The organism is Pseudomonas sp. SDO5215_S409 (assembly GCF_054071325.1).
The window spans coordinates 49,507-56,036 of record NZ_JBSVWN010000042.1 but is presented as its reverse complement, the minus strand read 5'-3'; the positions used below and the strand labels follow the sequence as shown (position 1 = coordinate 56,036).

At 64.6% G+C, this 6,530-nt stretch carries 5 protein-coding genes; all 5 read right to left on the bottom strand.

Annotated elements, in window-relative coordinates:
• Nucleotides 1-26: 26 nt before the first annotated feature.
• Nucleotides 27-884, bottom strand: coding sequence for an alpha/beta fold hydrolase (locus tag ACW9H9_RS20300; RefSeq protein WP_457344930.1), 858 nt, complete (start codon nt 882-884; stop codon nt 27-29).
• A gap of 300 nt (nt 885-1,184) precedes the next feature.
• Nucleotides 1,185-1,877: a pseudouridine synthase gene (locus ACW9H9_RS20295; protein WP_457344929.1), complete on the bottom strand. Its 693-nt coding sequence runs from the start codon at nt 1,875-1,877 to the stop codon at nt 1,185-1,187.
• Nucleotides 1,856-2,083: a cysteine-rich CWC family protein gene (locus ACW9H9_RS20290; RefSeq protein WP_457344928.1), complete on the bottom strand. Its 228-nt coding sequence runs from the start codon at nt 2,081-2,083 to the stop codon at nt 1,856-1,858. Before ACW9H9_RS20290 ends, ACW9H9_RS20295 begins: the two co-directional genes overlap by 22 nt.
• A 63-nt stretch (nt 2,084-2,146) precedes the next feature.
• Nucleotides 2,147-5,716, bottom strand: a complete 3,570-nt coding sequence (gene uca, locus ACW9H9_RS20285; RefSeq protein WP_457344927.1) for an urea carboxylase — start codon at nt 5,714-5,716, stop codon at nt 2,147-2,149.
• A 180-nt stretch (nt 5,717-5,896) separates the two neighbouring features.
• Nucleotides 5,897-6,526, bottom strand: a complete 630-nt coding sequence (locus ACW9H9_RS20280; RefSeq protein ID WP_457344926.1) for an urea amidolyase associated protein UAAP2 — start codon at nt 6,524-6,526, stop codon at nt 5,897-5,899.
• Nucleotides 6,527-6,530 lie beyond the last annotated feature (4 nt).

Here is a 6,530-nt window from a genome sequence, read left to right as displayed (position 1 = left end):
TCGCCTACAGGGCGCCTTCGGTTGGTTCAGTTACACCACTTCCAGGGACACGATCTGTTGCCCGGTTTCAAGAACTTCATTAACGCCTGCCGACTGTCCCGGCACGCGGCTTTGTGCTCCATGTCCAGAAAATGCCCGGTGGCCTGGATGGTGCCAAAGCTGCTCTTGGGCACGTGTTGTTCAAACAGCCGGGCGTCTTGGGCGCTGGTGTATTCGTCCCATTCGCCGTTCAAAAACAACACCGGGATGTCGATTTGTCTGGCCGCCTTGAGGTAGCACTGGCGATCGCCGTCGAGCATGTGGCGGATGTGAAAGTGCATCTGCCCGTACTCGTGTTCAGCCAGGCTGCTCACGTGTTTGTAGTTGAAGCGCTTGAACAGCGATGGCAGGTGTTTGCCCAGGGTGCTGTTGACCAGGTTGCCGACGCGGTCGCGGTCCAGGTTGCCCAGGTAGTTGAAGCCCCGCTCCAGGTAGTCACGCATCGGCGTGTTGATGACTGGGGAAAACGAGCTGATTACCGCTTTTTCCACCCGGCGCGGGCGGTGGGCGAGGGCGACGAGGGCGGCCGCGCCGCCCCATGAGAAGGACAGCACGTGGTCGGCGTTGAAGTGGTCGATCAGTTCCAGCAGGATCTGGCCTTCGACTTCTTTTGTGAGCATCTGCTCATGGCGGTTATGGATTTTGGAGCGACCGGCGTAGGGCTGGTCGTACAAAACCACGTTGAACGTCGGGTGCAGGCCTTTCACGGTCTGGGTGAACGAGGCGGTGGTGGCCATTGAGCCGTTGACCAGGATGATGGTCTTGGCCGCCGCCTGCGCACGGTAGAACTCCGTGTAAACCCGATACTGACCCTGTATATCCAGCACAGCTGTTTCTGGCCTCATGTCGTAAGACTCCTGGCAAGCGGGTAGTGCGCGCAGATCACTCTGCACGAGCTTTATGACAGGTAGGCAGTTGCCTGAAGGGGCCCATGTCGGTCTGGGTACGGCTGGCCGACGGGTGTTGTTATGGCGGGCTGTTTGCCGAATATCCCCGCACGTTAGGCGCGCAAGGCTGGCAGATGGTTTCTTAAAGGTCTGGGTGACTCGCCAGTCACAAGGCGGCTGGCGGTTTGATTCAAGCAGCGGTTGGATCCCATCGCAAGGCGGCGGGCTGGTTTTTTGCCATCACAGGATGAACGGTTGTCAGACCTGTCGGATTTCATCGTCGGTCAGTGCCCGGTATTGCCCGGGTGCCAGGGCCTCGTCCAGCACCAGCGGCCCCATGCGCTCGCGGTGCAGGCGCGTCACCTTGTTGTCGAAGTGCCCGAACATGCGTTTGACCTGGTGGTAACGCCCCTCGACGATGCTCAACCGCGCCGTGCGCGGGCCCAGTAGTTCCAGCCCGGCGGGCTGGGTGGTGAGGTCTTCAAAGGCGAAGTACAGGCCGGCCGTGAACGCGGCGGCGTAGTGCGGGCCAATGTCGTGTTCTGTTTCGACGTAATACACCTTGGGCAATTTTGTGGCCGGTTGGGTGAGGCGGCGCGACCATTGGCCGTCGTTGGTGAGGAGCATCAGACCGGTGGTATTGAAATCCAGACGACCGGCGATGTGCAGCTCATGCTTGTCCGGCTCGTCCAGCAGATCAAGCACCGTGGGGTGCTGCGGGTCAGACGTGGCACTGACGCACCCCTGCGGTTTGTGCAGCATGAAAAACCGCGCAGGCTTGCCCGCTTGCAGCACTTCGTCGTCCAGCAGCACCCGGCTGAATTCGCGCACCGGGTGATGAGGATCGCGGACCACCTGGCCATCCACGCGTATCCGTTGCGCCACCAATAGCAGGCGCCCTTGCTGGCGATTGAAGCGTGGCAGGTTGCTCAGGAACCGGTCGATGCGCATGACTGGCCCCGCCGCAATTGCGCGTCCACCCCGGCGCAGCGCGGGCACAGGCAGGCCTGGTTGCGCAGCTCGGCGGGCAATGCCTCGAGCACGTTGGGATCGAGGGTGACGCTGTAGCACCAGCACGGCTGGCTGGCCGTGAGCGGGTCGGCCAGGGCGCAGTCGTTGCGGGCGCCGCAGGCAGGGCAAAGGGTTGGCGTGGTCATGGTTGTATCGGGCAAGGCGTGGAAGTGCCTTGCACGATACAGCGCCAAAGCGTTATTGCAAGGTCAACTGCGCTCCAGCACCACCACCCGTTGGCCCGCGCCGACGCCGCTGCCGGGTTGCACCGGCACTTCGCGCACCACCCCGGCAAAGGGGGCCACCACCGGGATCTCCATTTTCATCGACTCCAGTACCACCAGCACTTCACCGGCCTGGACCTGCTGCCCGCACGTCACCTGCACCTGCCAGAGGTTGCCCGCCAGGTGGCTGTCGATGCTGTACTGGTTGGCCAACAAGGGCGTGTCTTGCTCCAGCGGCGCTGCCACGTCTTCACTGTCGAAATGCGCTTGCCCGCTGGCGATCCAGCGCTCGCGTTCGGCGTTGAACGCCCGTTGCTGCTGCCCGCGAAAATCGCCGATGCTCTGGGCTTCGCGCGCCAGAAACGCCTGGTATTCGGTCAGGTTCAACTGGCTGTGCTCAATGCTCAGTTCAAAGCGGCCCAGCGGGAAGTCCCGGCGAATCCGCACCAGTTCCTCGGCGCTCACCGGGTAGAACCGGATCTGGTCGAAAAAGCGCAGCAACCACGGTTTGCCGTCGAACGCCGCCACGTCGCGATAGCGGTTCCACATCTGCAAGGTGCGCCCCACGAACTGATAACCGCCGGGGCCTTCCATGCCGTACACGCACAAATAGGCGCCGCCGATGCCCACCGAGTTTTCGGCGGTCCAGGTGCGCGCCGGGTTGTATTTGGTGGTCACCAGGCGATGGCGCGGGTCCAGCGGCGTGGCCACCGGGGCGCCCAGGTAGACGTCGCCCAGGCCCATGACCAGGTAGCGGGCGTCGAACACGGTGTGGCGCACTTCGTCGAGGTTTGCCAGGTCGTTGATGCGGCGGATGAACTCCAGGTTGCTCGGGCACCAGGGGGCGTCCTTGCGCACGGTGGTCATGTATTTTTCGATGGCCAACTGACAGGCCGGGTCGTCCCACGACAGTGGCAGGTGCACGATGCGCGACGGCACTTGCAGGTTTTGCGTGGCGCACACGGCGTGCCATTCACGGGTGATCAGCACGAGCAGGTCGGCCAGCGGCAGGCGTTCCGGCTGGTAGTGAACTTGCAGGGAGCGGATGCCGGGCGTCAGGTCGATCACGCCCGGCAGCGCCAGGGCTTCAAGGGCCTGCATCAGGGCGTGGGCGCGAAAGCGCAGCACCAGGTCGAGTTCCGGCGCGCCGATTTCCAGCAGCAGGTGGGTGTCGCCCGAAAGGCGGGCCACCAGACGGGTGTCATCCTGGCCCACCTCCAGCACCACAGGCGACGCCAGGTCCAGCGGGCCTTCCGGGTGGCCCGCGTCGGGCTGCTGCTGATCCCACGTCAGCGCCAACGCCCGTGCGGTGTCGAGGGTCACGGGGGTAAAGCGGACTTTATCGCCCGCCTTGAGCTGCCCCAGTTGCCACAGGTCTGCTTCTATCACCGTCACCGGGCACACAAAACCGCCCAGGCTCGGCCCGTCCGGCCCCAGGATCACCGGCATGTCGCCGGTAAAATCCACCGCGCCGATGGCGTAGGGGTTGTCGTGGATGTTCGAGGGGTGCAACCCCGCCTCACCGCCGTCGGTGCGTGCCCATAAAGGCTTGGGCCCGATCAGGCGCACGCCGGTGCGGCTGGAGTTGAAATGCACTTCCCAGTGGGTCGCAAAAAAACGCTCGATGTACTCGGGCTTGAAGTACTGCGGCGCGCCGTGCGGGCCATAAATCACCCGCAGAGTGCGGGTGTCGGGCAAGGGCGGGGCGCTGAACTGTTGCCCCGCGCGGCTATCCACCAGCGGCAACAGATGCAGCACATCCCCCGCCCGCAAGGCCCGCCCGCCGTGGCCGCCAAACTGCCCCAGGGTGAAGGTACTTTTGCTGCCCAGGTAGTCCGGCACTTGCAGGCCGCCGCGCAGGCACACATAGCTGCGCGCCCCGGCCCCGGCGATGTGGCCGAGGCTCAACGTGGCCCCGGCCGGGATCAGCAGCGCGGTGTTCATCGCCACTGGCTCATCATTTAACAGCAGCGCAATCTCGGCGCCGGTCACCGCCACCACCGCCGCGCAATTAAAGCGCAGACGCGGCCCGCTCATGGTGACTTCCAGCGCGGCGGCGCCTTCGGCATTGCCCAGCAAGCGGTTGCCCAGGCGCAGCGCGCGGCTGTCCATCGGCCCCGAGGGCGGCACGCCGACGGCCCAGTAACCGAGGCGGCCGGGGTAGTCCTGTACGCTGGTTTGCGTACCGGCACTCAACACCTCCACGGTGCTGGCGTGGTACGTCAGGCCTTCCAGGCAACGGGTCCACGGTTGGCCGTTGGCGAAGGGCGCGGCCAGCAGGATCTGGCGCAGGTAATCGCGATTGGTTTCCACGCCGTACAACTGGCTGTCGCCCAGCGCCTGATGCAAGTGCAGGCGCGCCTGTTCGCGGGTGGGGGCCCAGGTGATGAGCTTGGCGATCATCGGGTCGAAGTAAGGCGGGATTTCGCAGCCCGCTTCCACCCAGGTGTCCACACGCAAGCCGTCGGCGGCGGGAAACGCCACCTGGGTCAACAGCCCTGGGCTGGGTTGAAAATCGCGCCCTGGGTCTTCGGCATACAGCCGGGCTTGAATCGCATGCCCTTGGGGGTTAAGTACCAGTTCGCGAAGCGGCGGCATTTCCCCGGCCGCCAGTTGCACCATCCACTGCACCAGGTCCACGCCCCACACCTGTTCGGTGACGCCGTGTTCCACCTGCAAGCGGGTGTTCACTTCCAGAAAGTAGAAGCGGTTGTCGGCGCTGTCGAAGATAAATTCCACCGTTCCAGCGCTGCGATAATTCACCGCCTTGGCCAGGGTGATTGCCGCCTGGCACAGCGCGTCGGCCATGCCTTGCGGCAAGTTGGGCGCGGGGGTTTCTTCAAGCACTTTCTGGTTGCGCCGCTGCACCGAACAGTCGCGCACGCCCAGGGCGATCACGTCGCCGCAACCGTCGCCGAAGACCTGCACTTCCAGATGGCGGGCGTGCTGGATGTACTTCTCGATGAACACGCCCGCGTCGCTGAAATTGTTCTGCCCCAGGCGTTTGACCACCTCGAAAGCGTCGCGCAGTTCCTCGGCGTTCAGGCACACGCGCATGCCGATGCCGCCCCCGCCCGCCGTGCTTTTGAGCATCACCGGGTAGCCCACGCGGGCCCCGGCCAGCAGGGCCTCGTCGAGGCTGTCGAGCAGTTCCGTGCCTTCGAGCAATGCGATGGCGTGCTGTTTGGCCAGCGCCCGGGCGGTGTGCTTGAGGCCGAACACCCGCAGTTGTTCCGGGGTGGGGCCGACAAACGCGATACCGGCCGCTTCGCAGGCCTCGGCGAAGGCGGCGTTTTCCGAGAGAAACCCATAGCCCGGGTGGATGGCACGGGCGCCACAGGTCTTGGCGGTGGCGAGGATTTTGTCCACCGCAAGGTAGGTGTTCGCTGCCGCGCCGTCGCCCAGGCTGTAGGCTTCGTCGGCCTGGCGGATGTGCAGGCTGGCAGCGTCGGCTTCGGCGTACACGGCGATGCCTTTGACGTGCAGCGTGCGCAAGGTGCGCAGGATGCGGCAGGCGATGGCGCCACGGTTGGCGATCAAGAGTTTTTCGAACATGGCAAAACCCCGCAGGCTGATGCTGTCAGCCTTGTCCTGGGAGGCGGGTCGTCCCGCAAAAAAGGCAGGCGCTGCGGTCGTCCGCAGCGCGGGTGTCAGGCGGTTTTCAGCGGGTGCGCAGGCACTGCCCGGCCCGGGCCTGGCACAGGGCGAACAGCCAGCGGCGCAGGCGCTTGATCTTCAGTTCCATACCAGCAGCTCGGCAGGCGTGGGGTTGTAGGCGTTGCACGGGTTGTTCAGTTGCGGGCAGTTGGAGATCAGCACGATCACGTCCATCTCAGCCCGCAGGTCGACGTACTTGCCGGGGGCGGAAATACCGTCCTCGAACGTCAGCCCGCCGTCTTGGGTCACCGGCACGTTCATGAAGAAATTGATGTTGGGCCCGATGTCGCCTTTGCCCAGGCGCCCGTCGTGGGCACAGGCGCGCAGGTAGTTGTCGCGGCAGCTGTGCATGTAGCGTTTTTCCAGGGCGTAGCGCACGGTGTTGCTCTCTTGCGCGCAGGCGCCGCCCAGGGTGTCGTGGCGCCCGCAGGTGTCGTCGACCAGGGTCAGCATCGGGTTGCCCAGGTTGGAATACAGCACACTGCCGGTGCTCAGGTACACGCGGTTTTGCCGCCGCAAGGTGCGCTGCACGTCGTAGCGTTCACGCGGGTTTTTCAGGCTGTAGAACAGCGTGTCCACGGCCTGGTTGCCTTCTAGGTCGAGGATGCGCAGGGTCTGCCCGGCCTTGACTTCCATCAGCCAGGGCTCGCCTGCCGGCAGGGTGGCGCGGTAAACCGCCGCCTCGGGGTGTTTGAGTGCGATAGACATGAAA

What these genes read in the sequence shown, in the direction of transcription:
- ACW9H9_RS20280 (WP_457344926.1), bottom strand. Translation starts at nt 6,526, where the DNA reads ATGTCTATCGCACTCAAACACCCCGAGGCGGCGGTTTACCGCGCCACC.
- ACW9H9_RS20290 (WP_457344928.1), bottom strand. Translation starts at nt 2,083, where the DNA reads ATGACCACGCCAACCCTTTGCCCTGCCTGCGGCGCCCGCAACGACTGC.
- ACW9H9_RS20300 (WP_457344930.1), bottom strand. Translation starts at nt 884, where the DNA reads ATGAGGCCAGAAACAGCTGTGCTGGATATACAGGGTCAGTATCGGGTT.
- uca (WP_457344927.1), bottom strand. Translation starts at nt 5,716, where the DNA reads ATGTTCGAAAAACTCTTGATCGCCAACCGTGGCGCCATCGCCTGCCGC.
- ACW9H9_RS20295 (WP_457344929.1), bottom strand. Translation starts at nt 1,877, where the DNA reads ATGCGCATCGACCGGTTCCTGAGCAACCTGCCACGCTTCAATCGCCAG.